Raw genomic sequence first — 24,392 nt, forward strand, 5'->3', positions numbered from 1 at the left:
CGCGCCTTGGCTGAGCCTGTTAGGATGGGCAGCACCTGGATGACTGGATTGATATGCTTCGAACCCTTGGGTCCTTGCCTTGTTCAGGGTGCTGGTCTACCCTGCGCCGCGCCAGGTTCATGGCCATTCGACAAGTACGGACGTTTCTACAAGGAGTTTCTATGGAAGGTATCCCGCAATCCCAGTCGGCAACTGGCAACCTCAAGCCTAAATGGCAGGAACGCTTTGCCTTCTTCGAGCAGCACGGCGCACCGACTTCCGCTTCTTACAAAGCCGCGTTCCGCGCCTTGCCTTTTCGCAAGAGAATCTTGATCAACAGCAACTTCATTGGCTTCTTCTTCGGCCCGATTTACTGGTTCGTGCTGGGGATGTGGAAGAAGAACCTGGTGATGCTGGGCGGCATGGTTGTCGTCAGTGTACTGCTTGGCCTCTATGAAATGTCGACCGGCACCGAGATCCCGCGCCCGGTGGACAACGGTATCAATATGGCTTTCGCCTTTTTGTACATGTTCTTGACCAATCGGGCTTATTACCTCAAACAGGCCAAAGGCGTGAATGGCTGGAATCCGTTTGAGGGGCAGCGGATGATTTGAAGCTGCGTCCTAGAGATCGAGGGCAGGCCTGGTTCGCCATGGGTGCAGCGAATGGTTTCAGGTCTCGCCGGCGATAAAGCACGTAGTGCTTGCCAGGCCTACCTCAACACCTCACTTCGGATAAAGCGGCGGTAAGCTCCCACCGTCACCCGCCGGCAACAATACCTGCTCAGCCGGCGGAATCGTCCTGATCGCGCGCCACAGATCCTCACCCTGCCAGTACTGGCCACTTTCGCTGTACAACGCCCCGTTCAACCCATCCAGCGCATCGGACAGCGGCACGAAGCGCGCAGCCATCTCGGCCAAGGTTTCAGGCTGCTGCCGCGCCCAGGCATCCAGGGCCTGGCGGGTAGCCTGGGGGTCGTTGGCCTGGGATGCGCGTTTCAGGTCGTCCAGCAAGGTACGGGGGCTCGGGCCGTTCTGCGCAGCACGCAGTACTGCCGGTTGCGAGCGGGCGCGCCACCAAAGAGCGAACCCCATGAGCGTGGTCAGGGCGAACACCAAAGTCGCCAGCTGCCACGGCCAGATCAGGTGGCTGCCTGCGTTGTTATCCCCGACCGGGGTGTCGGCGCTCAGTGCCGGGTTATCCTGCACATCCAGAGTACGCGCTGGCAGGCTGCTGTGCTCAAGGTGGTCTTCACGCGTGTTCCACCAGGTGATTTCCAGGGCTGGCAGGGGCAGTTTGCCGCTGTGGGTCGGCACCAGCGCTTCACGTTCTTCGCGGTTGGCAGTCATGCCCCGTTCGCTGATCTCGTTGCGTAGCAGCGGTTGGTCCGGATAGCGGCGCAAACCGACGATTTCGGTGGCCGGCAACTGTGGCAACTGGGTGCTGGACAAGCCCTGCGCGCGCAACGTGATACTACGGGTCAGTGAGTCGCCAATCTGCGGTGACTGGTTGGCTGGGTCGGGATTCCAGTGTTCTTCCAAGGTCAGCTCGCGTGCCGGGAGCCATGGTGCACTGGCAGGCCAGGCGCTGGGGATCGGGCGAACACTCAGGTGCAGTGGCAGTGAGCTGACCTTCACTTGGCGGCCAGCGCGGGTAGTGCCAGCCGGCTGCTCGCCGTTGTCGGCGGCGGTGGCGGTGAAGGTCAGCGGGGGGATATCCAGGCTACCGCTTTGCTGGGGATACACGGCGTAGCGGGTTTCGATCACCCCGTGGCGTATGCCGTTGATTTCTTTCTCGTAGGTGCGCGACTCCCCCAACGGTTCCACCTTGGCGTTGTCCAGCTGCAGCGGGCTCAAGGTGCTGTCATCGTACAGCGACACCGAATGGTAAATGCGCAACGTCAGCACGGCCTGGGCCTGGACGTAGACCTCATCGCTGTCCAAGGTGGCTTCGATGAAGACTTGCGAGGCGGTTTCGGGGCGGCTGGAGTCGGCTTGCAACACCTGCACATCGATGGGCTGGCTCTGCGACTGGCCCAGTTGCAGCTCAGGGATTCGCAGGCTGCCGCTGCGCTTTGGCAGCAAGGTGATGATCCAGCGGGTGCTGGCCCGGGTTTCACCATCCAGCGTATGCAGGCTGTTCAACTGGCGTGTGCCACGCACTTCGAAGTCGTCTTCCAGCGCGTGCAGGTCGGGCTTGCCGAACTGGGTCACATCTTGGCTTTCCAGGGTCAGCTCAAGGGTTTCGCCAGCCTCCAGGCGCGTGCGGTCAACACTGGCCTGCAGCGTAGGAAGGGCATGGGCCATGACGGCCCAAAACAGACTCAGAACAAAGACGCCGAAGCGACTCATCGTGTTTTTTCCTGATGCAATTGCTGTTCATACCAGAACTTGCGCCGCAGCAGCTCCGCCGGATTGTCGGGGATCTCGCGCAGCCATTGTTCCAGGGCCTGGCGCTGTTCGGCGTCGAGGTTGCTCGAGTCCGGGCGCTGGGGGGGCTGGGTGACACTGTCGTCATCGCCGCCCTGGTTGCCAGGGGCTGCCTGGCTGTCGTTGTTGCCGTCACCGGCATGCTCGGTTGCGGCTTGTTCTTCGTTGCCTGGCGTGCCTTGTGCGGGGTTACTGGCCGAGCTGCTGTTGCCTTCGGTTTCACTGCCAGGGGGGCTCTGCGCATCGCTGTTGGCAGGTTGATCTTGCGCCTGGCCCTCGCGTTGCTGCAGCAACTGTTGCACCAGTGCCTGATTGGCCAGCGCCGGCTGCAGGTCGGGCTGCCGCTCCAGGGCCTGTTCGTAGGCGTCCAAAGCAGCCTCCAACTCGCCGCTGCGGGCCAGGGCATTGCCTCGATTGTAGTGGTCGGCAGCGCTATCGCCCTGAGCGAAAGCCTCGGCGGCGCCGGCGAAGTCGCCGGCCTGGTACAGCGCCATGCCACGCCATTGCGGGTCCCGGAAGTGCTGTGCGGCCTCGGCAGGGCGTTGCTTGTTCAGCAGCTGTTGGCCCTGCTGGTCGGGGCGCAGCCACAAATCGTTGAACTCCAAAGCCTGGCTGGGCTGTGGCAAGGCCAGCAGCAGCGGCAGACAGAACAGCCAGCCGCGCCGTCCGGCGCAGGCGGCCAGTAGCAGCAAGGGCAGCAACAGCCAGTGGCCCTGGTCGGCCCAGCTGTCCAGTTGCAGGGTCTGGTCAGCATCGCGCAATTGCCGCGGATTGTCGAACAGCCCCAGGCCGCGCAGGTCGAGGTCATCAATACGGGCGTGCCGGTAGCGGCCGCCGGTGCCATTGATGAAACCTTTGAGGCTGGCGCTGTCGAGGCGCGGCACGAGGATGCCACCCTGGTCATCCTTGAGGAATTCTCCGTTGGGCTGACGCACGGGTGCGCCGTCGCGTGTGCCGATGCCCAGCATCAGCAAGCTTGGGCCCTGACGGCCTAGAGCCTGGGTGATGCCTTGGCGCTCGGCTGCACTGAGCGCCGAGCCCACCAGCAACAGGCGACCCTGACCCAGGCCGCTCTGGGCCAGCAGCGCCAGGCCTTTCTGTACGGCCAGATCGGCGCGCTGCCCGGGTTTGGGCATGATCGATGGGTCGATGGCCTCCAGCAGGTTGCGCGTGGTGCTCAGGTCATCCGACAGCGGCACCAGGGTGTGTGCGCTGCCGGCATAGACCACCAGCGCGGTCTGGCTATCGTTGCGATGTTCGAGCAGATCGAGGATCTTGCGCCGGGCCTGTTCCAGACGGTTGGGGGTCACATCCTCGGCAAGCATCTGCGGGGTCAGTTCGAGCAGAATCACCAGCGGATCGGCCGGGCGCTGACGGGTTTCTTCCAGGCGCTGCCAACTCGGGCCCAGCAGGGCTAGCACCACCAGCAGCCAGGCCAAGCCCAGGGCCACCCAAGGTAGCTTGCTGTTACTGCCGCTGCCGCCGCCGAGCAGTACCGGTTGGAACGCCACTGGCAGAATCATCTGCCAGCGCCCGGCGCGTTTGCGCCGGTGCCATAGCTTGAACAACAGCCAGCCGAGCAGAGGGACTACCAGCAGCCAGAGGGGGCGCAGCCATTGTGGCCATAGATCGATCATCGCCGTTTCCTCAGGCGCAAGCGTTTCAAGCGTTGCCGCCATTCTGGATGGGGCTGCAGGAAGCGCGGTCTGCGCAGCACCTTGTGCAACCAGTTATCGGGCCACTGCACTGCCATCACCAACAACACGCTGAGCAGCAAAGCCAAGGCCAGGGGCCAGGCATACAGCGCTTTAGCCGTGCGCGCCTGGGTCGGTTGCTGGGCCACAGGCTCGAGCTGGTCGAGGGTGTCACCGATGGCGTTCAGCTCAGCGCCATCATGGGCACGGAAGTAGGCGCCATGGGTGATGTCGGCAATTTCCTTGAGCGAGGCTTCGTCCAGGTCCAGGCTCGGGTTCAGGCCAAGCAGGCCAGGGGTGCCGCTGGCTTGCGGGTTGGCGCCGATGCCGATGGTATAAATTCTTACTCCTTCCTGGGCTGCCAGGCGGGCGGCGGTCAATGGGTGGATCTGCCCGCCGTTGTTGGCACCATCGGTCACCAGTACCAGCACCCGGCTTTGTGCCGGGCGTTGGCGCAGGCGTTTGACTGCCAAGCCGATAGCGTCGCCGATGGCGGTGTTCTTCCCGGCGATGCCGATTTGCGCCTGGTCCAGGAAGGTCCGCACCGTGCGGCGGTCGAAGGTCAGTGGCGCTTGCAGGTAGGCCTGGCTGCCGAACAGGATCAGCCCCACCCGATCGCCTTCGCGATCTTGCAGAAAATCGCCCAACAGTGCCTTGACCAGGTCGAGCCGGCTTACATCTTCGCCTTTGAACTGCATGTCAGGGAAGTCCATTGAACCGGAGACATCCACCGCAACCAGCAGATCACGGCCACTGGCCGCCACCGGCACGGGCTCGCCGAGCCACTGTGGGCGGGCCGCGGCCAACAATAGCAACAGCCAGATCACCATGTACGGCGCCTGTTGGCGCAGGGTTGGCAAGTTCAGGCGGGCGCGGCGCCCGGCCAGCCCTTCCAGCTCGTCAAGGAAGCCAACCTTGAGCACCGGCTCGCCACTGTCAGCGGCAGGCAGCAACAGGCGTAACAGCCAGGGTAGCGGCAGCAACAGGAAGATCCACGGCCAGGCCAGTTCAAACATGTTTGCGGATCCAGGTTTCCACCGCCTGGCTGAGCCCGGCGATGGCTTTGTCATCGAGCTTGCACTCAGGCTTGTAGGCGCCTTCGACCAGCACCATCCAGCGGGTCAGGCCGGCAGCCGGGCAGCGGTTGTCGAGAAAGGCCAGCCACTGCCGGCCGTTCAAGGTATGGCTGTTGGCGCCAGGGTAGTGGTTGCGGCACAGGCGCTTGAGCAAGGCGTTGATCTGTTGCAGCCAGGCGCCGGCCGGTGCGCCGTCGTAGGGGCGCGGCAGGCGCGCGAGTTCGGCCAAGGCCTCCACCCGCACCGGGTCGAGCGGCAATTCGGCGCGCACCACCGGGCGTTTGCCCGGCCGCCAGCGGCGCAACCGCCACAGTCCCCAGCCCAGCAGCGGCAGCAACGCAAGCAACAACCACCAACCCGGCGCGGGCGGCCAAAGGCTGATCGCTGGCGGCGCGATCAGTGGTTGCAACTGGTCCAGCGGGTTCATTGGTCACTTCCGGGGCGCTGAGCGTTCAGGTACGCGCGCAATTGCTCGATCATCTCACTCTGGGTACTCAGCGGCATCAACACCACGCGAAGTTTCTGCGCCATCAGCTCCCACCGCTCGATCCGCGCTTCAGCCTGTTGACGGTAAGCCTGGCGCAGGTTTGGGTCCAGGGTGTCGAGCTCAAGCTGTGCGCCACGCTGGGCAAAGCGCAGCAGGCCGGCAGCGGGCAGGGCATGGTCCAGAGGGTCGGACACTGGCATCAACAGCAGGTCGCAGTGGCGCGAAAGCATGGCAAGGTGCTGTTCGGCCTGGGCACTGAGCGAGCGTTCGTCGCAGATGACGATGGCCAGGCTGCCGGGGCGCAGCACTTCGCGCGCCCGGCGCAAGGCCAGGCCAAGGCTGTCGGCCTGGGGCGCAGCTTCGGTATGCAGTGCCTGGTTGACCTTGGCCAGGCGGTTAAGCAGCTGCAGCAGGCTCTGCTTGCTGCGCCGAGGCTTGATCTCGTGATGGTCGCTATCGCCGAACACCAGGCCGCCGATGCGGTCGTTGTGACCCAGCGCAGCCCAGCCGAACAACGCTGCCGCTTCGGCGGCAAGCACAGACTTGAACATCAGCCCCGAGCCAAAGAACAGGCGCTGGCTCTGTTCCACGAGGATGAAGATCGGCCGCTCGCGTTCTTCGTGAAACAGCTTGGTGTGCGGTTCCTGAGTGCGTGCAGTGACGCGCCAGTCGATGTTGCGCACATCGTCACCGGCCTGGTAGACGCGCACCTGGTCGAAGTCGACGCCGCGCCCGCGTAGCTTGGAGTGGTGCAACCCCACCAGCGGGCTGCGCTGGCCAGGGCGGGAAAACAACTGAATCTCACGCACCCGGTGGCGCATGTCGATCAGTTCGGCAAGGCCGATGCGTATGCCGGGTTCGGCCTGCAGCGTGGTGGGCATGGGTCAGGCGACGGCCACGACGTCGAGGATGCGCTGGACCACGCGGTCCTGGTCCACTCCTGCCGCCTCAGCTTCGAACGAGAGGATGATGCGGTGGCGTAGCACATCGAACAGCACCGCCTGAATATCCTCTGGGCTGACGAAGTCGCGCCCGGCCAGCCAGGCGTGGGCGCGGGCGCAGCGGTCAAGGGCGATCGAGCCGCGGGGGCTTGCGCCATAGGCGATCCAGTCGGCCAGCTCGGTGTCGAACTTGGCCGGGGTGCGGGTAGCCATGACCAGCTGGACCAGGTACTCCTCCACCGCGTCTGCCATGTAAAGGCCGAGGATTTCCTTGCGCGCGGCGAAGATTGCCTGCTGACTGACCCGGCGCTCAGGTTTCACTTCCCCGCCCAGTGCTTCACCACGGGCCTGGGCGAGAATGCGACGCTCCACGGCAGCGTCGGGGAAGCCGATTTTCACATGCATCAGGAAACGGTCGAGTTGGGCTTCAGGCAGCGGGTAGGTGCCTTCCTGCTCGATCGGGTTCTGGGTGGCCATGACCAAGAACAGCGGGGAAAGATCATAGGTGCTGCGGCCCACGCTGACCTGGCGCTCTGCCATGGCTTCGAGCAGTGCCGACTGGACCTTGGCCGGGGCGCGGTTGATTTCGTCGGCCAGCACCAGGTTGTGGAATATGGGGCCTTGCTGAAATACGAAGCTGCCGGTTTCCGGGCGGTAGATTTCGGTGCCGGTGATGTCGGCCGGCAGCAGGTCCGGGGTGAACTGTATGCGGTGGAACTGTGCCTCGATGCCTTCGGCCAGCTCTTTGATGGCTTTGGTCTTGGCCAGGCCAGGGGCACCCTCGACCAACATGTGGCCGTCGGCCAACAGCACGATCAACAGCCGCTCGACCAGTTTCTCCTGGCCTAGGATCTGTGAGGAAAGAAAGGTGCGTAGCGCGATCAGCGCTTCACGGTGTTCCATCGGCGGCGGTTCCTGGGTTCGCGCCAGGTCGCGCACGACCTGGCAGGGGGTGATACTTTAATCTATCCAGGGGGGCGCCGACCAATGGCGGCCGGGAATTTTATCGCTGCCAAGTGGGCTGGGCACCAGGCAGGCGTGGGCAGGTGCTCAGAGTTCGCTGACCAAGCTGCCGGTGCCATCGAGAATGTTGCGCAGGGTCAGCGCCACTTCTTCCAGGTCAGTCCCTGTCGAGGTCAGCACGATCTCCAGCGTGTCATCCCCTTTGAGCGCATCACGGTCCCCGGCGGCCACCTCGATCAACAGGCGTTGCGCGCTCAAGGTCACCTTCAGCCCGTCGAGGGTCGACGGCTCGTCATCCAACGTCAGGTCGACGGTGTCTTCGTCAGGGTAGCGAGTCAGCAGAAACATCTGCCCCTTGTCGCTGTGGCAGCACAAGGTCGCCATGTTGTCTTCCTCGTCATCGCAAGGGGTGGCGAACAGCAAGGCGGTGTGGATTTGCATTAGGACGACTCGGGTCAAGGGGATTGAGCGGGAATTCTGACAGCCTTGCACGCATCCATAAACGTAAATTGCCAGCCCTTGACCGAAATTGTCGCAGCCTCGCAAGCGGTAATGACCGCTCAGTCGTTAAGCTTCGCCAAGCCCGAACGTGGATGGCACGTTCGATGTCTGGTTTTTTGCGTCCGGCTTGCCACGGGTTGGCTATGGTTGATCGGTACAAGGCGGACGTGCACGACGCTACAACCAATACAAAGCCCAAGCGGAGTACCACAGATGGCGTTTTTCACCGCAGCCAGCAAAGCCGACTTCCAGCATCAACTGAAAGCGGCCCTGGCGCAGCACATCAGCGAACAGTCCCTGCCACAAGTGGCGCTGTTCGCCGACCAGTTCTTCGGCATCATCTCCATGGACGAGCTTACCCAGCGCCGGCTCTCGGACCTGGCCGGTTGCACCCTGTCGGCATGGCGCATCATCGAGCGCTTCGACCCACAACAGCCGCAGGTGCGGGTGTACAACCCCGACTACGAACGCAATGGCTGGCAGTCCACCCACACTGTTGTGGAGGTACTGCACCACGACTTACCCTTCCTGGTGGACTCGGTGCGTACCGAGCTCAATCGCCGCGGCTACAGCATTCATACCCTGCAGACTACGGTGCTGAGCGTGCGCCGGGGCGCCAATGGCGAGTTGCTCGAGCTGCTGCCCAAGGGCACCCAGGGCGAGGGCGTAGGCCACGAATCGCTGATGTACTTGGAGATCGACCGCTGCGCCAACGCTGCCGAGCTCAGCGTGCTGACCCGCGAGATCGAGCAGGTGCTGGCCGAAGTGCGCGTGGCGGTCGCTGATTTCGAACCGATGAAAGCCAAGCTGCGTGACGTCGTTGCCCAGGTGGAAAACACCGCCTATGGCCCCGCCCAGCACGAGAAGGGCGAGGTCAAGGCATTCCTCGAATGGCTGCTGGACAACCATTTCACCTTCCTCGGCTATGAAGAATTCACCGTCCAGGCCGACAGCTCCGGCGGCCAGATGGTCTACGACGAGCAATCGTTCCTGGGTCTGCCGCGTCGCTTGCGCGTGGGCCTTACGGCTGAAGAGCTGCGCATCGAAGACTATGCGGTGGCCTATCTCAACGAGCCGTTGCTGCTGTCTTTCGCCAAGGCCGCGCTGCCCAGCCGTGTACATCGCCCTGCTTACCCGGATTATGTGTCGATTCGCCAATTGGGCGAGGACGGCAAGGTCATCAAGGAACACCGCTTCATGGGCCTGTATACCTCGTCGGTGTACGGCGAGAGTGTGCATGCCATCCCGTACATTCGCGTCAAGGTCGCCGAGGTGGAGCGCCGCTCAGGTTTCGATCCCAAGGCGCACCTTGGCAAAGAGCTGGCCCAGGTGCTGGAGGTGCTGCCGCGCGACGATCTGTTCCAGACCCCGATCGACGAGCTGTTCAATACCGTGATGTCGATCGTGCAGATCCAGGAGCGCAACAAGATCCGCGTGTTCTTGCGCAAAGACCCTTATGGCCGCTTCTGCTACTGCCTGGCTTACGTGCCCCGAGAGATCTACTCCACCGAGGTGCGGCAGAAAATCCAGCAAGTGCTGATGGAGCGCCTGAAGGCCAGCGACTGCGAGTTCTGGACGTTCTTCTCCGAATCGGTGCTGGCCCGCGTGCAGTTGATTCTTCGGGTGGACCCAAAGAACCGCATCGATATCGACCCGCAACAGCTGGAAAACGAAGTGATTCAGGCCTGCCGCTCGTGGCAGGACGATTACTCGGCGCTGGTGGTGGAAAACTTTGGCGAAGCTCAGGGCACCAACATCCTCGCGGACTTCCCCAAAGGCTTCCCCGCAGGCTACCGCGAGCGCTTCCCGGCCCATTCGGCCGTAGTCGACCTGCAGCATGTGCTCGCGTTGTCGCAGAGCAAGCCACTGGCGATGAGCTTCTATCAGCCGCTTACGCGCCTGGGTGAACGCCTGCTGCACTGCAAGCTGTATCACGCCGATACACCGCTGGCGCTCTCGGATGTTCTGCCGATTCTGGAAAACCTCGGCCTGCGGGTGCTCGGCGAGTTTCCCTACCGCCTGCGCCACGCCAACGGGCGTGAGTACTGGATCCACGACTTCGCGTTCACCTACAGCGAAGGCCTGAGCCTGGATATCCAGCAGCTCAACGACGTTCTGCAGGATGCTTTCGTCCACATCGTCAACGGCGATGCCGAGAACGATGCGTTCAACCGCCTGGTGCTCACCGCCGGCCTGCCATGGCGTGACGTGGCTCTGCTGCGCGCCTATGCCCGCTATCTCAAGCAGATCCGCCTGGGCTTCGACCTCGGCTACATCGCAAGCACCCTGAACAACCATACCGACATCGCTCGTGAGCTGACGCGGTTGTTCAAGACCCGCTTCTATCTGGCGCGCAAGCTGACCGTCGATGACCTGGACGATAAGCAACAGCGCCTGGAGCAGGCGATTCTCACGGCCCTGGACGAGGTGCAGGTACTCAACGAAGACCGCATCCTGCGCCGCTACCTCGACCTGATCAAAGCCACGCTGCGTACCAACTTCTATCAGCCCGATGCCAACGGCCAGAGCAAGTCGTACTTCAGCTTCAAGTTCAACCCGCGGCTGATCCCTGAACTGCCCAAACCGGTGCCGAAGTTCGAGATATTCGTTTATTCGCCACGGGTCGAGGGCGTGCACCTACGCTTTGGCAACGTCGCCCGTGGCGGCCTGCGCTGGTCGGATCGTGAGGAAGACTTCCGCACTGAAGTCCTGGGCCTGGTCAAAGCCCAGCAAGTGAAGAACTCGGTCATCGTCCCGGTGGGTGCCAAGGGTGGGTTCCTGCCGCGCAGGCTGCCGTTGGGTGGTACCCGCGACGAGATCGCCGCCGAGGGCGTGGCCTGCTATCGCATTTTCATCAGCGGCCTGCTGGATATCACCGACAACCTCAAGGACGGAGGCGTGGTGCCGCCGGCCAACGTGGTACGCCACGATGATGACGATCCGTACCTGGTGGTGGCCGCCGACAAGGGCACTGCGACCTTCTCCGACATCGCCAACGGTATCGCCATCGATTACGGCTTCTGGCTGGGTGATGCTTTCGCCTCCGGCGGTTCGGCCGGGTATGACCACAAAAAGATGGGCATCACCGCGCGCGGTGCCTGGGTGGGTGTGCAGCGTCACTTCCGTGAACGCGGTATCAACGTGCAGCAGGACCCGATTACCGTGATTGGCGTCGGCGACATGGCCGGTGACGTGTTCGGCAACGGTCTGTTGATGTCTGACAAGCTGCAGTTGGTGGCAGCGTTCAACCATCTGCATATCTTCATCGACCCTAACCCGGACCCGGCTACCAGCTTTGCCGAGCGCAAACGCTTATTCGACCTGCCGCGTTCGGCCTGGACCGACTACGACACCAGCATCATGTCCGAGGGCGGGGGGATCTTCCCGCGCAGCGCCAAGAGTATCGCCATCAGCCCGCAAATGAAGGAGCGCTTCGCCATCGAGGCGGATCGGCTAACTCCAACCGAGTTGCTGCATGCCCTGCTCAAGGCACCGGTGGACCTGCTGTGGAACGGTGGTATCGGCACCTACGTCAAGGCCAGCAGCGAGAGCCATGCCGATGTTGGCGACAAGGCCAACGACGCGTTGCGGGTCAATGGCAACGAACTGCGTTGCAAGGTGGTAGGCGAGGGCGGCAACCTCGGCATGACCCAGCTTGGGCGTGTTGAATTCGGCCTCAATGGCGGGGCTACCAATACCGACTTCATCGATAACGCCGGTGGCGTGGACTGCTCCGACCACGAGGTCAACATCAAGATCCTGCTCAATGAAGTGGTGCAGGGTGGCGACATGACCGAGAAGCAGCGTAACCAGCTGCTGGGCAGCATGACCGAGGAAGTGGGCAGCCTGGTGCTGGGCAACAACTACAAACAAACGCAGGCCCTGTCCCTGGCAGCGCGCCGCGCCCGCGAACGGATCGCCGAATACAAGCGCCTGATGGCTGACCTGGAAAGCCGTGGCAAACTGGACCGGGCCATCGAGTTTCTGCCTTCCGAAGAGCAATTGGCCGAGCGCCTGGCCGCAGGCCATGGCCTGACCCGGGCCGAGCTGTCGGTATTGATTTCGTACAGCAAGATCGACCTCAAGGAGCAGTTGCTCAAGTCGCTGGTGCCGGACGACGACTACCTCACCCGTGACATGGAAACCGCTTTCCCGCCGTCGCTGGTCAGCAAGTTCGCCGACGCCATGCGTCGTCACCGCCTCAAGCGTGAAATCGTCAGCACCCAGATCGCCAACGACCTGGTCAACAACATGGGCATCACCTTCGTCCAGCGTTTGAAGGAGTCCACCGGCATGAGCCCGGCCAACGTTGCCGGGGCCTATGTGATCGTGCGCGACATCTTCCACCTGCCGCACTGGTTCCGCCAGATCGAGGCGCTGGACTATCAGGTGCCGGCAGATATCCAGCTGACCTTGATGGACGAGCTGATGCGCCTGGGCCGCCGTGCCACCCGCTGGTTCCTGCGTAGCCGGCGCAACGAGCAGGATGCAGGGCGCGACACTGCGCACTTCGGGCCAAAGATCGCCCAGCTGGGGCTCAAGCTCGACGAGCTGCTCGAAGGGCCGACCCGCGAGCGCTGGATGGTGCGCTACCAGAGCTTTGTCGACGCCGGTGTACCCGAGCTGCTGGCGCGCATGGTCGCAGGCACCACCCACCTGTACACCCTGCTGCCGATCATCGAAGCCTCGGATGTGACCGGCCATGACCCGGCTCAGGTGGCCAAGGCGTTCTTCGCCGTGGGTAGTGCACTGGACCTGACCTGGTACTTGCAGGAAATCAGCAACCTGCCGGTGGAAAACAACTGGCAGGCCCTTGCCCGCGAGGCATTCCGCGACGACATCGACCTGCAGCAGCGAGCGATCACCATTTCCGTGCTGCAAATGGCCGATGCCCCGCAAGACATGGACGCACGGGTGGCGCTGTGGGCCGAGCAGCATCGGGTGATGGTAGAGCGCTGGCGTGCCATGCTCGACGACCTGCGCAATGCCACGGGTAACGACTATGCGATGTATGCGGTGGCCAACCGCGAGCTGGTCGACCTGGCAATGAGTGGGCAGGCGGCGGCGGTGCCGTCCTAAAACAAAGCCCCGGCAGTGATGCCGGGGCTTTTTTATTGCTGAAGCGCCCCTTTGGCAGGCTTACTTGAACCTGCGCTCCACACCTTTTTCCACCAGAATTTTCGCCGAAATCTCTTCCACCGAAAAATGCGTGGAATTGATGTTGGGGATGTTCTCCCGGCGGAACAGGCTCTCCACCTCGCGTACCTCGAATTCGCACTGGGCAAAGCTTGAATATCGGCTGTTGGGCTTGCGCTCGTGGCGGATGGCGGTCAGGCGGTCGGGGTCGATGGTCAGCCCGAACAGCTTGTGATGGTACTTCTTCAATACCGCCGGCAGTTGCAGGCGTTCCATGTCGTCTTCGGTCAGCGGATAGTTCGCTGCGCGGATACCGAACTGCATAGCCATGTACAGGCAGGTCGGGGTCTTGCCACAGCGTGACACGCCCACCAGGATCAGGTCGGCTTTGTCGTAATAGTGAGTGCGTGCGCCGTCGTCGTTATCCAGGGCGAAATTCACCGCTTCGATGCGCTCCATGTAATTGGAGTTGCCGCCGATTGAGTGAGATTTGCCCACCGAATACGACGAATGGGCAGTCAATTCCTGCTCGAGCGGGGATAAAAACGTCGAAAAGATGTCGATCATGAACCCGTTCGACGTCGCCAGTATCTCGCGGATGTCCTGATTGACGATGGTGTCGAAGATGATCGGGCGCATGCCGTCACGCTCTGCCGCCGTGTTGATTTGCTGCACCATCGCACGGGCTTTGTCGGGGCTATCGATGTACGGGCGGGTAAATTTATTGAAAGGAATGCTCTCGAATTGAGCGAGGAGGCTCTGGCCCAGGGTTTCGGCTGTGATGCCGGTGCCATCGGAGATGAAGAACGCGGTTCGTTTCATTTGCGATCTGGGCCTTAAGCTGATGTCGTTTCTTGGATATGATAAGTTCGGTTTGCCGAATGCGGCTGTCGGCATTCTGCCATATTTTGCGAATCTATTTTCCAGGTACAGGCCACCAGCGTCCGGCCAAGTCACAGCGGCAGGCGGGCGCCCCAGCGCTTTTCCCAACAGTTAGTGGAGAGATCACCTTGGTAGAGTACGTAGTTTCCCTCGATAAGCTCGGCGTCCATGATGTAGAGCACGTGGGGGGCAAGAACGCATCCCTGGGCGAGATGATCAGTAACCTCGTCGGTAAAGGCGTGTCGGTACCGGGCGGCTTTGCCACTACGGCTCAGGCATACCGCGACTTTCTCGAGCAAAGTGGCCTGAACGACAAGATCCACGCGGCCCTCGACGCCTTGGATGTAGACGACGTCAACGCCCTGGCCAAGACTGGCGCGCAAATCCGCCAATGGGTGATGGAGGCTGAATTCCCGGCACGCCTTGATTCGGAAATCCGAACCGCGTTCGCCGAAATGTCCAAGGGCAATGACAATATCGCTGTGGCCGTGCGTTCCTCGGCCACCGCCGAAGACCTGCCGGACGCCTCGTTCGCCGGTCAACAGGAAACCTTCCTGAATATCCGTGGCGTCGACAACGTGATCCGTGCGGCCAAGGAAGTGTTCGCCTCGCTGTTCAACGACCGTGCCATTGCCTATCGCGTCCACCAGGGCTTCGACCACAAGCTGGTGGCCCTGTCCGCAGGCGTGCAGCGCATGGTCCGCTCCGAAACCGGTACCGCTGGGGTGATGTTCACCCTCGACACCGAGTCGGGTTTCCGTGACGTGGTGTTCATCACCGGCGCCTATGGCCTGGGTGAAACCGTGGTGCAGGGTGCGGTCAACCCTGACGAATTCTACGTTCACAAGCAAACCCTGAAGGCTGGCCGTCCGGCCATCCTGCGCCGCAACCTGGGTAGCAAGGCCATCAAGATGGTCTATGGCGATGAAGCCAAGGCCGGCCGCTCGGTCAAAACCGTGGAAGTCGAGCGTGCCGAGCGCGCGCGTTTCTGCCTGAGCGACGAAGAAGTCAACGAGCTGGCCAAGCAGGCGATGATCATCGAAGAGCACTACCAGCGCCCGATGGACATCGAGTGGGCCAAGGATGGTGACGACGGCCAGCTGTACATCGTCCAGGCCCGCCCCGAGACCGTGAAGAGCCGCGCCAGCGCCAACGTCATGGAGCGTTACCTGCTCAAAGAAAAGGGCACCGTTCTGGTGGAAGGTCGCGCCATCGGCCAACGCATTGGTGCAGGCAAGGTGCGTGTGATCAACGACGTGTCCGAGATGGACAAAGTGCAGCCGGGCGACGTGCTGGTTTCCGATATGACCGACCCGGACTGGGAGCCGGTGATGAAGCGCGCCAGCGCCATCGTCACCAACCGCGGCGGGCGTACCTGCCACGCCGCTATCATCGCGCGTGAGCTGGGCATTCCAGCCGTAGTTGGTTGCGGCAACGCCACTCAGGTGCTCAAGGACGGTCAGGGCGTGACGGTGTCCTGCGCCGAGGGCGACACCGGTTTCATCTTCGAAGGTGAGCTGGGCTTTGACGTCAAGCAGAACTCGGTGGATGCCATGCCAGAGCTGCCGTTCAAAATCATGATGAACGTCGGCAACCCCGACCGTGCCTTCGACTTCGCCCAGTTGCCCAATGCCGGCGTTGGTTTGGCGCGCCTGGAGTTCATCATCAACCGTATGATCGGCGTGCACCCCAAGGCACTGCTGAACTACGCCGGGCTGCCACCGGAGCTTAAAGAGAGCGTCGACAAGCGCATCGCCGGTTATCACGACCCGGTCGGCTTCTATGTCGAAAAACTGGTGGAGGGTATCAGCACCTTGGCTGCGGCCTTCTACCCGAAAAAGGTCATCGTGCGCCTTTCGGACTTCAAGTCCAACGAGTACGCCAACCTGATTGGCGGAAAGCTTTACGAACCGGAAGAAGAAAACCCGATGCTGGGCTTCCGCGGGGCTTCGCGATACATCAGCGAGTCGTTCCGTGACTGCTTCGAGCTCGAGTGCCGAGCCCTCAAGCGCGTGCGCAACGAGATGGGCCTGACCAACGTCGAGATCATGGTGCCGTTCGTGCGGACCCTGGGCGAGGCCAGCCAGGTGGTCGATCTGCTGGCTGAAAACGGGTTGGCCCGTGGCGATAACGGTCTGCGCGTAATCATGATGTGCGAACTGCCGTCCAACGCGATCCTTGCCGAAGAGTTCCTCGAATATTTCGACGGTTTCTCCATCGGCTCCAACGACCTGACTCAGCTCACCCTGGGCCTGGACCGCGACTCTGGCATCATTGCCCACCTGTTCGATGAGCGAAACCCTGCGGTGAAGAAATTGCTGGCCAACGCCATTGCCGCGTGCAACAAGGCTGGCAAGTACATCGGCATCTGCGGTCAGGGCCCCTCGGACCACCCGGACCTGGCCAAATGGCTGATGGAGCAGGGCATCGAAAGCGTGTCGCTGAACCCGGATTCGGTTCTTGAAACCTGGTTCTTCCTGGCCGAAGGCCAAGGCGCGGCCTGATACGGTAAATTGCGTGGGCGCATCTGGCGCGCCCACGCCTGGTTTTTTCCAGGGCGGGTTCCAGCGATGGATCACGCCCTTTTTTGTGCATCAAGCAACCTTATGCAAAGCAGCAGCAATCTTTTTCCCGTGGCCTTGCTCAGTGCCGAGCGCCGCGGTGACCTCAGTGAAGACGTATACCGCATCAAAGCCGGCAACAGCCCCGACGCCAGCGTCGAATTGGCTGTGACCCGTCTGGGGCTGGCCGATCACGGCCGGGCCGAGGGGGTGCCGGTAATTCTGCTGCACGGTAGCTTCTCGAACCGGCGTTTCTGGTATTCGCCCAAGGGTATTGGCCTGGGCGCAGAACTGGCGCGGGCCGGGTTCGATGTATGGGTACCTGAGATGCGCGGGCATGGTTTATCGCCGCGCAACAATGCCTGGAAGCACAACAGCGTGAGCGACTACGCACGCTATGACTTGCCGTTGATCGCAGCATTCGTGGCTGAACAAACCGGGCAGGTGCCGCACTGGGTCGGCCACTCGCTGGGCGGTACGACGTTGGTTGCGGCCCTGGGGGGTGGCTACCTCAGTGCTGACCAAGTGGCCAGCCTTGCGTTGTTCGGTACCCAGATCAGCCGGGTGTACTGGCCCTTGAAGGTGCCGCCGCTGACCTGGGGGGCGAAGCTGTTGCTCAAGCGTTGGGGGCAGATTTCGGGGCCGCGCTTCAAGCGTGGGCCGGAGGACGAGCCGATTGGCGTGGCCCTGGAGAGCATGCGATGGCACGGCCTGTTTGGACGTTTTGGTGACAAACAGGGCGACTGGTGGGCGGGCTTGGCCGAGGTTGATGTGCCGCTATTGGCCGTGGCCGGGGCCGGCGACTTCCAGGACCCGGTGTGGGCCTGCCGTAAGCTGTTCGACCAGTTCGGTGGCGAGCGCAAGCAGTTCCTGCGCCTGGGCGTCGAACAGGGCTTCGAGGCCTTCGGTCACGTCGACATGCTGGTAAGCAAGGCGGCACAGGCGCAGGTCTGGCCGTTGGTGCAGCGCTGGTTGCGCGACCCGCTGGTGCCGGTACATGAATCGACGGTGGTGCGCGAGGCGGTGCCTGTCAGCTGAATACGTTTCACTGATACTCGATGCATGGCGGCTACGCGGGTTTTGGGGTTGTAAGGGCTCGTTTTGGTAGCAACTGGCTTGCCGACCTGTACCGGCCGCTTAGCGGGTAAACCCACGTATTGGGCTCATTTGCATGCATGCGCAGCATCTGTGGTGGCCGGCTCAACCGCGAAGAACCCAATGCGGGTGAAACATGACCTGCCGGTCTCGGATGACTACACCCGCGTCTACGGTGTAGCCTTGGCCAACACCCGCTTTCGTTGTGACTGACAGGAGCTTCCCATGCAGCATTACGTAACGCCCGACCTGTGTGACGCCTACCCGGACCTGGTCCAGGTGCTCGAACCTATGTTCAGCAACTTCGGTGGCCGTGATTCATTCGGTGGCCAGATCGTCACCATCAAATGCTTCGAAGACAACTCCCTGGTCAAAGAGCAGGTCGAGCTCGATGGCACTGGCAAAGTCCTGGTGGTCGATGGGGGAGGCTCGCTGCGTCGTGCGCTGCTCGGTGACATGCTCGCTGAAAAGGCAGCGAAAAATGGTTGGGAAGGCCTGGTGATCTATGGTTGCGTCCGCGATGTGGACGTGCTGATTCAGACCGACGTCGGGGTGCAAGCCTTGGCCAGCCATCCGATGAAAACCGACAAGCGCGGCATAGGCGACCTCAACGTGGCGGTCACTTTTGCAGGTGTCACTTTCCGCCCTGGTGAATACCTCTACGCCGACAACAATGGCGTGATCATCTCGCCAAGCCCACTGAAAATGCCGGAGTAACGCGCTGCTGGCGCTGATGGAGCTTTGATGTTCGAGGAAGACAACGCGCAGTGGGGGCTGGTGCATGCCCTGGTGCTCGATGGTGAAGGCGGCGCACGTGCTATTGCCCGCACCGAGCTGGATGGCCTGCAATTGCAGCCTCAGGAAAGCTTGTGGTTGCACTGGGATCGCAGTCATCCGCAAACGCGCAGTTGGCTGTTGCACGATAGTGGCTTGAGCGAGTTCGCTTGCGACTTGCTGCTCGAGGAAAACACCCGGCCGCGCTTGCTGCCTCAGCCCGGTGAACAGCTGCTGTTGTTTTTGCGTGGGGTCAACCTCAATCCGGGCGCAGAGCCTGAGGACATGGTCTCGGTGCGCATCCATGCGCAGGCGCAGCGGGTAATCTCGCTGCGCTTGCGGCCGCTGCGTGCCAGCGATGAAGTGTTGCAGCAACTGGAGGAGGGTAGAGGGCCGAAATCGGCGTCCGAACTGTTGCTGCTGATGGGCGAACTGCTGACCGAGAAAGTCCAGAGCCTGGTCAGCGACCTCTCAGAACTGGTCGACCTTGAAGAGGAAAAAGTCGAGTCCGACGAGAGGTACACCCCGGAGCATGGCAGCCTGCAGCAAATCCGTCGCCGTGCGGCGGGCTTGCGGCGGTTTCTGGCGCCGCAGAGGGAGATCTATGCGCAGTTGTCGCGCAGCAAATGGAGCTGGTTCTGCGATGCCGACGCCGATTACTGGAACGAGCTCAACAACAGCCTTATCCGCTACCTCGAAGAGCTCGAACTGACCCGCGAACGGGCAGCGTTGGTGCTGGAGAGCGAGGATCGCCGCCTCAACGAGCGGATGAACCGCACCATGTACCGTTTCGGCATCATCACTTGCATCTTCCTGCCCATGAGTTTCATCACCGGGTTGCTGGGCATCAATGTCGGTGGCATACCAGGGGCGAGCAACCCTTACGGCTTTTTGTTGGCGTGCATCGTGGTGTTGGCGCTGGCCGTGGGGCAGTGGTGGTTGTTCCGGCGGTTGCGTTGGGTATGAAGGTGCCGAGCGATCTTGAAACATTCGTTGCAGTGCGATGTGTGACCCATCGCCCGGCCATCTCGTCTCTGACTGACAATGCGCGAGGTGCCCATGCACGATCCGTTTGAACAATCTTTGCGTGACCTGCTCAACGCATCGCCCTCCGGTGAGGAGCGAGACGATGCCGCGTGCCTGGGCCGCGTGCTGAAAACCGCCAACCGCCAGGTCGGTGCCGGCGATCTGTTCAGCCTGCTTGGCCGCTGGAGCCAGGCATTGCTGATCGCCGTGAACAATGGCTCGGCGCACGTCGCGCCGGTGCGTCGACACTCTACCCGCAACGCTGCCGCTGGCAGCAAAGCAGATAAGGCCGATTGAATATGGAACTCGATCTCTGGACCCAGAGCCTGGTCACTGCGATGACCGCCCTATGGACCAAGGTAGCGAACTTCATCCCCAACCTGTTCGGCGCGCTGGTCGTGGTGCTGCTCGGTTTTGTCGTGGCCAAGCTGCTCGACACGCTGCTTTCCAAACTGCTGGCCAAGTTCGGCCTGGACCGCCTGATGGCGGGCACCGGGTTGACCAAGATGCTTGGCCGGGTTGGCATCCAGGTACCGATCTCGACGCTGATCGGCAAGATCGTCTACTGGTTCGTGCTTCTGATCTTCCTGGTTTCGGCCGCTGAATCCCTCGGCCTTGAGCGGGTTTCGGCCACTCTGGACATGCTTGCTTTATACCTGCCCAAGGTATTTGGCGCAGCGTTGGTGCTGCTGGCCGGCGTGCTGTTGGCGCAGGTGGCCAATGGCTTAGTGCGTGGCGCTGCCGAGGGTATCGGCTTGGAATACTCCGCCGGCCTTGGGCGCATCACCCAGGGCCTGGTGATCATCATCAGCATCTCGGTGGCGATCAGCCAGCTCGAGGTCAAGACCGACCTGCTCAACCATGTGATCGTCATCGGGCTGATTACCGTTGGTCTGGCCGTTGCGCTGGCCATGGGCCTCGGCAGCCGCGAAATCGCCGGGCAAATTTTGGCGGGCATTTATGTGCGTGAACTGTTCCAGGTCGGCCAGCAAGTGCGCGTTGGAGAGGTCGAAGGCATGATCGAGGAGATCGGCACGGTCAAGACGACCCTGCTGACCGATGAGGGTGAGTTGGTATCGCTGTCCAATCGCGTGCTCCTTGAGCAGCGAGTCAACAGCCGCTAACCGCACAAAAGCTGTTAATGTATGCCGCCGCGAAATCAGCCCAAGGGGGCTGAGCGGCGACATTGACCTGACTGTCGGCCAGACCTGTTTTGAATAAAGTTCATTCGCCGCCCATGCGTTATGACCCCCGCGAACTCACCGACGAGGAGTTGGTGGCGCGTTCGCATGAGGAGCTGTATCACGTTACCCGCGCCTATGAGGAGCTCATGCGGCGCTACCAGCGGACCCTTTTCAACGTCTGTGCGCGTTACCTAGGGAACGACCGCGATGCTGATGATGTCTGTCAGGAGGTGATGCTGAAGGTGCTGTATGGCCTGAAGAACTTCGAGGGTAAGTCCAAGTTCAAGACCTGGCTCTACAGCATTACCTACAACGAATGCATTACCCAGTACCGCAAGGAGCGTCGAAAACGCCGGTTGATGGATGCCTTGAGCCTGGACCCTATAGAAGAGGCGTCCGAGGAAAAGGCTCCGAAACCGGAAGAAAAAGGCGGGCTGGACAGGTGGCTGGTGCATGTGAACCCGATCGATCGGGAAATTCTGGTGCTGCGTTTTGTCGCAGAGCTGGAGTTCCAGGAGATCGCCGACATCATGCACATGGGCTTGAGCGCAACGAAAATGCGCTACAAGCGCGCCCTAGACAAGCTTCGTGAGAAATTTGCCGGATTGGATGAAACTTAGTCCGCAGCAAATATCTCTAACGAATCGGTGAGTTCTGCTAGACTTGCCGTCGAGTTGTCCCCCCGGATTGGTGGGACTGCTTAACTATCACCAGATGGGGATTTAACGGATGAAACTGAAAAACACCTTGGGCTTGGCCATTGGCTCGCTCGTCGCTGCTACTTCGTTCGGCGTTATGGCTCAAGGCCAAGGCGCGGTCGAAATCGAAGGCAACGTGACCAAGCAGTACTACGACAGCGAGCGTAACTTCAAGAACGACGGCACCAACCCTGGTGTTCGTCTGGGTTACTTCCTGACTGACGACGTATCCCTGGACCTGGGCTACAACGAAACTCACAACGCCCGTGGCGAAGTCTTCAACAAGAACATCAAAGGTTCGAAGGCCAAGCTGGACGCTACCTACCACTTCGGTACCGTTGGCGACGCTCTGCGTCCATACGTATCGGCTGGCTTCGCTCACGAGAGCCTGGGCCAAGCCACTCGTAACGGCCGTGACCACTCCACCTTCGCCAACGTTGGCGCTGGCGCCAAGTGGTACATCACCGACATGTTCTTCGCCCGTGCTGGCGTTGAAGCCAACTACAACATCGACAGCGGCTACACCGAGTGGGGTCCGTCGGTTGGTGTTGGTCTGAACTTCGGTGGCAGCGGTGGCAAAGCTCCAGCTCCAGCACCAGCTCCAGTTGCTGAAGTTTGCTCCGACTCCGACAACGACGGCGTTTGCGACAACGTCGACAAGTGCCCAGACACCCCAGCCAACGTTACCGTTGACGCTGATGGCTGCCCGGCTGTTGCCGAAGTCGTTCGCGTTGAGCTGGACGTCAAGTTCGACTTCGACAAGTCGGTCGTCAAGCCAAACAGCTACGGCGACATCAAGAACCTGGCTGACTTCATGAAGCAGTACCCACAAACCACCACCGTGGTTGAGGGTCACACTGACTCCGTAGGTCCAGACGCTTACAACCAGAAGCTGTCCGAGCGTCGTGCCAACGCTGTCAAGCAAGTGCTGACCCAGCAGTACGGCGTTGAGTCGAGCCGCGTTCAATCGGTAGGCTACGGCGAAACCCGTCCGGTTGCTGATAACGCCACCGAAGAAGGCCGCGCTATCAACCGTCGCGTTGAAGCTCAGGTAGAAGCCCAGGCCAAGTAATTGGTTTGATGCTTCAAAGAAAAACCCGGCCGAGGCCGGGTTTTTCTTTGCCTGTAATTCGTGTGGCTGGCGCCGTGGCCTGCCTTTCGCGCTTATCCCTTAGCAGCGCGCAGAGCAGCACCAGATTAAGCAGCAGCGATAACATGGCCAAGGTTCGTCAGGCTCTGAGTGGCTCATCCTCAAGCAACTGGTATGAGCGACCAAGCCAATGCTGGCCTTCACCACGCTCGTTCAGCGGCTCTGAGTAGCGGCGACCACCACCGAAGCGCAATCGCACAGCGCCATGGAGCCGACGTTGGGGCTGTTTTTTCCGGCGCATCGCTGCCCTGTACCCAGGCCAGAGGCGGTGTACTCAAGCATTCACCTGTCCGTTCTGACTAAGCAGTAGGCAAGTGAAGTCGCACCCCATGTGCCAAGCCCCTGTCATGCAAGGCCAGTGCTGGCTATAATCGCTGCCTCACTCACCCCGAGCCTTTCTCACCCATGTATAACCTGGCCCGCCAGCTGCTGTTCAAGCTTTCCCCGGAAACCTCTCATGACTTGTCCCTGGACCTGATCGGCGCCGGTGGCCGGCTTGGGCTCAATGGCATGCTCTGCAAGCAGCCGGCTGCGTTGCCGGTGACCGTGATGGGGTTGAACTTCGCCAACCCGGTGGGGCTGGCAGCGGGCCTGGACAAGAATGGCGCGGCCATCGACGGTTTTGCCCAGTTGGGCTTTGGTTTCGTCGAAATCGGCACCGTAACTCCGCGCCCGCAGCCAGGTAATCCCAAGCCGCGGCTGTTCCGCCTGCCGCAGGCGACCGCGATCATCAATCGCATGGGCTTCAACAACATGGGTGTCGACCACCTGCTCGAGCGCGTGCGTGCATCGCGTTACACCGGCGTACTGGGTATCAACATCGGCAAGAACTTCGATACTCCAGTCGAGCGCGCAGTCGACGACTACCTGATCTGTCTGGACAAGGTTTACACCCAAGCCAGCTACATCACCGTGAATGTCAGCTCGCCAAATACCCCGGGCCTGCGTAGTCTGCAGTTCGGCGATTCGCTCAAGCAACTGCTCGATGCCTTGGCCGAACGACGTGAGCAGTTGGCTGCACAACATGGCAAGCGGGTACCTCTGGCAATCAAGATTGCCCCGGACATGAGCGATGAGGAAACTGCATTGGTGGCCTCGGCGCTGATGACCTCGGGCATGGACGCGGTAATCGCCACAAACACCACGTTGAGCCGCGAAGGGGTCGAAGGCTTAGAGTTCGGTGCTGAGGCCGGTGGGCTGTCCGGTGCTCCGGTACTGCATAAGAGCACGCACATCGTGAAAGTGCTGGCTGGTGAGCTGGGTGGCAAGCTGCCGATCATCGCCGCTGGCGGCATTACCGAAGGCCGTCATGCAGCCGAGAAAATCGCAGCAGGCGCGAGCCTGGTGCAAATCTACTCGGGCTTCATTTACAGGGGGCCGCAGCTGATACGCGAAGCGGTAGATGCGATCGCGGCGATGCCCAAGGCCTGAGGCAAACACAAAAAAGGGCCCCATCAAGGGGCCCCTGGGCCGAAGCCCGCCGCCCGGATGGGGCGCGCATGGTGACTCGAATTCAGTGTCCTCGTTCAGCCAACGGCGTGATTTTCGTTGAGTCTATGGATGCCAGCGGTGCCAGTCATGCCGTCCCAGTTATCGCCGCGACCTTCGCGCCAGCCATTGATCCAGGCTTGACGTACCGAAGGAAGTGTAAACGGGCAAAGTTCGCGGGATTTGCCGGTGACCCCATATTGGTAGCCACGTGAATATGCTCTTTCCAACGGATCACGCTTAAGTCTTCTCATAGGGTGTTGCCCTCACTTGTTGACTGTAATGTCCCGTCGGCCTCTCCGAGGCCGGGCAGAGTCTTTCTGCCGGT

At 61.5% G+C, this 24,392-nt stretch carries 21 protein-coding genes; 11 read left to right on the forward strand and 10 right to left on the reverse strand.

All coding sequences use genetic code 11. The annotated features are described in order from the left end of the window. The first annotated feature begins 161 nt into the window (after positions 1 to 161). Entirely contained in the window at positions 162 to 593 is a 432-nt protein-coding gene (locus J5M56_RS07725; protein ID WP_186476703.1) for a DUF2628 domain-containing protein, read from the forward strand. Between the two features lie 111 nt (positions 594 to 704). Here the strand turns inward: J5M56_RS07725 and J5M56_RS07730 are convergent, their stop codons facing one another. The 7 genes from J5M56_RS07730 to J5M56_RS07760 form a co-directional block, all read right to left on the reverse strand. Further along, entirely contained in the window at positions 705 to 2,330 is a 1,626-nt protein-coding gene (locus J5M56_RS07730) for a BatD family protein (protein WP_207936298.1), read from the reverse strand. After that, positions 2,327 to 4,045, reverse strand: a complete 1,719-nt coding sequence (locus J5M56_RS07735; RefSeq protein WP_207936299.1) for a tetratricopeptide repeat protein — start codon at positions 4,043 to 4,045, stop codon at positions 2,327 to 2,329. The genes J5M56_RS07730 and J5M56_RS07735 overlap by 4 nt, the downstream gene beginning before the upstream one ends. Next, the gene (locus J5M56_RS07740; RefSeq protein ID WP_186476706.1) at positions 4,042 to 5,118 is read right to left on the reverse strand and encodes a VWA domain-containing protein; all 1,077 of its coding nucleotides are present in this window, start codon (positions 5,116 to 5,118) and stop codon (positions 4,042 to 4,044) included. The genes J5M56_RS07735 and J5M56_RS07740 overlap by 4 nt, the downstream gene beginning before the upstream one ends. Next, positions 5,111 to 5,605: a DUF4381 domain-containing protein gene (locus J5M56_RS07745; protein ID WP_060477738.1), complete on the reverse strand. Its 495-nt coding sequence runs from the start codon at positions 5,603 to 5,605 to the stop codon at positions 5,111 to 5,113. Before J5M56_RS07745 ends, J5M56_RS07740 begins: the two co-directional genes overlap by 8 nt. After that, entirely contained in the window at positions 5,602 to 6,546 is a 945-nt protein-coding gene (locus J5M56_RS07750; protein ID WP_186476707.1) for a DUF58 domain-containing protein, read from the reverse strand. Before J5M56_RS07750 ends, J5M56_RS07745 begins: the two co-directional genes overlap by 4 nt. 3 nt (positions 6,547 to 6,549) lie before the next feature. After that, on the reverse strand, positions 6,550 to 7,509 hold the full coding sequence (locus tag J5M56_RS07755) for a MoxR family ATPase (protein ID WP_060477736.1): 960 nt from the start codon (positions 7,507 to 7,509) through the stop codon (positions 6,550 to 6,552). Between the two features lie 147 nt (positions 7,510 to 7,656). After that, positions 7,657 to 8,010 carry a hypothetical protein gene (locus tag J5M56_RS07760; RefSeq protein ID WP_060477735.1) on the reverse strand — a complete coding sequence of 118 codons (354 nt, stop codon included), beginning with the start codon at positions 8,008 to 8,010 and terminating at the stop codon, positions 7,657 to 7,659. Between the two features lie 273 nt (positions 8,011 to 8,283). On the opposite strand from J5M56_RS07760, the gene J5M56_RS07765 reads away from it, so the two are divergent. Continuing rightward, a complete protein-coding gene (locus J5M56_RS07765) occupies positions 8,284 to 13,149 on the forward strand; it encodes an NAD-glutamate dehydrogenase (protein WP_207936300.1) in 4,866 nt (1,621 codons plus the stop codon). 60 nt (positions 13,150 to 13,209) lie between these two features. On the opposite strand, the gene J5M56_RS07770 is transcribed toward J5M56_RS07765, so the two are convergent. Further along, on the reverse strand, positions 13,210 to 14,028 hold the full coding sequence (locus tag J5M56_RS07770; protein WP_060477733.1) for a pyruvate, water dikinase regulatory protein: 819 nt from the start codon (positions 14,026 to 14,028) through the stop codon (positions 13,210 to 13,212). A gap of 188 nt (positions 14,029 to 14,216) precedes the next feature. Here J5M56_RS07770 and ppsA point away from each other — a divergent pair, with 188 nt between their 5' ends. From ppsA to J5M56_RS07810, 8 genes are all read left to right on the forward strand, one after another. Further along, positions 14,217 to 16,592 (forward strand): phosphoenolpyruvate synthase, encoded by a 2,376-nt coding sequence (gene ppsA / locus J5M56_RS07775; protein ID WP_060477732.1) that lies wholly within the window; start codon positions 14,217 to 14,219, stop codon positions 16,590 to 16,592. A gap of 102 nt (positions 16,593 to 16,694) precedes the next feature. Then, positions 16,695 to 17,687: an alpha/beta fold hydrolase gene (locus J5M56_RS07780; protein ID WP_243430596.1), complete on the forward strand. Its 993-nt coding sequence runs from the start codon at positions 16,695 to 16,697 to the stop codon at positions 17,685 to 17,687. Between the two features lie 282 nt (positions 17,688 to 17,969). Then, on the forward strand, positions 17,970 to 18,461 hold the full coding sequence (gene rraA, locus J5M56_RS07785; RefSeq protein ID WP_060477730.1) for a ribonuclease E activity regulator RraA: 492 nt from the start codon (positions 17,970 to 17,972) through the stop codon (positions 18,459 to 18,461). A 27-nt stretch (positions 18,462 to 18,488) separates the two neighbouring features. Then, on the forward strand, positions 18,489 to 19,484 hold the full coding sequence (locus J5M56_RS07790) for a zinc transporter ZntB (RefSeq protein ID WP_060477729.1): 996 nt from the start codon (positions 18,489 to 18,491) through the stop codon (positions 19,482 to 19,484). Between the two features lie 93 nt (positions 19,485 to 19,577). Further along, entirely contained in the window at positions 19,578 to 19,841 is a 264-nt protein-coding gene (locus J5M56_RS07795; protein WP_060477728.1) for a hypothetical protein, read from the forward strand. Positions 19,842 to 19,843: 2 nt separating this feature from the next. Continuing rightward, a complete protein-coding gene (locus J5M56_RS07800) occupies positions 19,844 to 20,668 on the forward strand; it encodes a mechanosensitive ion channel domain-containing protein (protein ID WP_060477727.1) in 825 nt (274 codons plus the stop codon). A gap of 113 nt (positions 20,669 to 20,781) precedes the next feature. Then, a complete protein-coding gene (gene sigX / locus J5M56_RS07805; protein ID WP_060477726.1) occupies positions 20,782 to 21,348 on the forward strand; it encodes an RNA polymerase sigma factor SigX in 567 nt (188 codons plus the stop codon). 109 nt (positions 21,349 to 21,457) lie between these two features. Beyond that, the gene (locus tag J5M56_RS07810) at positions 21,458 to 22,498 is read left to right on the forward strand and encodes an OmpA family protein (protein ID WP_060477725.1); all 1,041 of its coding nucleotides are present in this window, start codon (positions 21,458 to 21,460) and stop codon (positions 22,496 to 22,498) included. A gap of 231 nt (positions 22,499 to 22,729) precedes the next feature. Here the strand turns inward: J5M56_RS07810 and J5M56_RS27040 are convergent, their stop codons facing one another. Then, the gene (locus J5M56_RS27040; protein WP_279381806.1) at positions 22,730 to 22,858 is read right to left on the reverse strand and encodes a hypothetical protein; all 129 of its coding nucleotides are present in this window, start codon (positions 22,856 to 22,858) and stop codon (positions 22,730 to 22,732) included. Between the two features lie 123 nt (positions 22,859 to 22,981). Between J5M56_RS27040 and J5M56_RS07815 the strand changes: the two genes are divergently transcribed. After that, a complete protein-coding gene (locus tag J5M56_RS07815) occupies positions 22,982 to 24,007 on the forward strand; it encodes a quinone-dependent dihydroorotate dehydrogenase (protein ID WP_207936302.1) in 1,026 nt (341 codons plus the stop codon). Positions 24,008 to 24,102: 95 nt separating this feature from the next. On the opposite strand, the gene J5M56_RS07820 is transcribed toward J5M56_RS07815, so the two are convergent. Next, complete coding sequence (locus J5M56_RS07820; RefSeq protein WP_079227119.1) at positions 24,103 to 24,318, reverse strand: ribosome modulation factor; 216 nt, start codon at positions 24,316 to 24,318, stop codon at positions 24,103 to 24,105. Between the last annotated feature and the right edge of the window lie 74 nt (positions 24,319 to 24,392).

This window comes from Pseudomonas sp. 51_B (assembly GCF_017491595.1).
GTDB classification, from domain to species: Bacteria; Pseudomonadota; Gammaproteobacteria; order Pseudomonadales; family Pseudomonadaceae; genus Aquipseudomonas; species Aquipseudomonas promysalinigenes.

Excerpts from the sequence above, each read along its gene's own strand:
- J5M56_RS07725 (WP_186476703.1), top strand. The coding sequence starts at position 162 with ATGGAAGGTATCCCGCAATCCCAGTCGGCAACTGGCAACCTCAAGCCT.
- J5M56_RS07730 (WP_207936298.1), bottom strand. The coding sequence starts at position 2,330 with ATGAGTCGCTTCGGCGTCTTTGTTCTGAGTCTGTTTTGGGCCGTCATG.
- J5M56_RS07735 (WP_207936299.1), bottom strand. The coding sequence starts at position 4,045 with ATGATCGATCTATGGCCACAATGGCTGCGCCCCCTCTGGCTGCTGGTA.
- J5M56_RS07740 (WP_186476706.1), bottom strand. The coding sequence starts at position 5,118 with ATGTTTGAACTGGCCTGGCCGTGGATCTTCCTGTTGCTGCCGCTACCC.
- J5M56_RS07745 (WP_060477738.1), bottom strand. The coding sequence starts at position 5,605 with ATGAACCCGCTGGACCAGTTGCAACCACTGATCGCGCCGCCAGCGATC.
- J5M56_RS07750 (WP_186476707.1), bottom strand. The coding sequence starts at position 6,546 with ATGCCCACCACGCTGCAGGCCGAACCCGGCATACGCATCGGCCTTGCC.
- J5M56_RS07755 (WP_060477736.1), bottom strand. The coding sequence starts at position 7,509 with ATGGAACACCGTGAAGCGCTGATCGCGCTACGCACCTTTCTTTCCTCA.
- J5M56_RS07760 (WP_060477735.1), bottom strand. The coding sequence starts at position 8,010 with ATGCAAATCCACACCGCCTTGCTGTTCGCCACCCCTTGCGATGACGAG.
- J5M56_RS07765 (WP_207936300.1), top strand. The coding sequence starts at position 8,284 with ATGGCGTTTTTCACCGCAGCCAGCAAAGCCGACTTCCAGCATCAACTG.
- J5M56_RS07770 (WP_060477733.1), bottom strand. The coding sequence starts at position 14,028 with ATGAAACGAACCGCGTTCTTCATCTCCGATGGCACCGGCATCACAGCC.
- J5M56_RS07780 (WP_243430596.1), top strand. The coding sequence starts at position 16,695 with ATGCAAAGCAGCAGCAATCTTTTTCCCGTGGCCTTGCTCAGTGCCGAG.
- rraA (WP_060477730.1), top strand. The coding sequence starts at position 17,970 with ATGCAGCATTACGTAACGCCCGACCTGTGTGACGCCTACCCGGACCTG.
- J5M56_RS07790 (WP_060477729.1), top strand. The coding sequence starts at position 18,489 with ATGTTCGAGGAAGACAACGCGCAGTGGGGGCTGGTGCATGCCCTGGTG.
- J5M56_RS07795 (WP_060477728.1), top strand. The coding sequence starts at position 19,578 with ATGCACGATCCGTTTGAACAATCTTTGCGTGACCTGCTCAACGCATCG.
- J5M56_RS07800 (WP_060477727.1), top strand. The coding sequence starts at position 19,844 with ATGGAACTCGATCTCTGGACCCAGAGCCTGGTCACTGCGATGACCGCC.
- sigX (WP_060477726.1), top strand. The coding sequence starts at position 20,782 with ATGCGTTATGACCCCCGCGAACTCACCGACGAGGAGTTGGTGGCGCGT.
- J5M56_RS07810 (WP_060477725.1), top strand. The coding sequence starts at position 21,458 with ATGAAACTGAAAAACACCTTGGGCTTGGCCATTGGCTCGCTCGTCGCT.
- J5M56_RS27040 (WP_279381806.1), bottom strand. The coding sequence starts at position 22,858 with ATGCTTGAGTACACCGCCTCTGGCCTGGGTACAGGGCAGCGATGCGCC.
- J5M56_RS07815 (WP_207936302.1), top strand. The coding sequence starts at position 22,982 with ATGTATAACCTGGCCCGCCAGCTGCTGTTCAAGCTTTCCCCGGAAACC.
- J5M56_RS07820 (WP_079227119.1), bottom strand. The coding sequence starts at position 24,318 with ATGAGAAGACTTAAGCGTGATCCGTTGGAAAGAGCATATTCACGTGGC.